Annotated in this window: 1 rRNA gene; it reads left to right on the forward strand. The window is 51.6% G+C overall.

Annotation, left to right across the window (positions count from 1 at the left end):
• Positions 1-95 precede the first annotated feature (95 nt).
• Positions 96-794: ribosomal RNA gene (locus J0X21_RS14905) — 23S ribosomal RNA — on the forward strand; the annotation flags it as partial.

The raw sequence follows: 794 nt of genomic DNA on the forward strand, positions 1-794 counted from the left end.
CCGAAATTTTTTCAAAATCTGTTCTTTGAAAACTGCACAGAGAGATCTTTCTGTTAAAGGATTCATTTGAACCTTATTGTGTGTTGGCGGAAATAGGTCAAGCTAATAAGGGCGTACGGTGGATGCCTAGGCGCTAAGAGTCGAAGAAGGGCGCGGTTAGCAGCGAAATGCCACGGGGAGTCGCAAGCAGACGGTGATCCGTGGATACCCGAATGGGGCAACCCCGCCGGAGTCATATCCGGCGATCGCTCACTGAATCCATAGGTGAGCGAGGACAACCCGGGGAACTGAAACATCTAAGTACCCGGAGGAAGAGAAAGAATAATCGATTCCCGTAGTAGCGGCGAGCGAAGAGGGAAGAGCCCAAACCTGTCTCGAGGTCCGAGGTCCGAAGTCGGAGGTCCGAGCGCAAGCGGAAATCAAAGATGTTGAAGCGAAGCTGGAAAGCAGAGCTAAAACGCAAGGGAATGCTTGTGTTCGGATATCGGATATCGGAATTCGGACCTCGGGATGGGGGTTGTAGGACTCTCTATTAGGCAAGGAAATTTAATCGAAGCGGTCTGGAAAGGCCCAGCAAAGAAGGTAACACTCCTGTAGATGAAAGATAGACTTGCTGTGAGAGGATCCTGAGTACCGCGGGACACGTGAAACCCCGTGGGAAGCAGGGAGGACCACCTCCCAAGGCTAAATACTCCTTAGCGACCGATAGTGAACCAGTACCGTGAGGGAAAGGTGAAAAGCACCCCGGGAGGGGAGTGAAAAAGAACCTGAAACCGTACGCTTACAAGCAGTCA

This window comes from Paradesulfitobacterium ferrireducens (assembly GCF_017310645.1).
In the GTDB taxonomy this organism is placed as follows: Bacteria; Bacillota; Desulfitobacteriia; order Desulfitobacteriales; family Desulfitobacteriaceae; genus Paradesulfitobacterium; species Paradesulfitobacterium ferrireducens.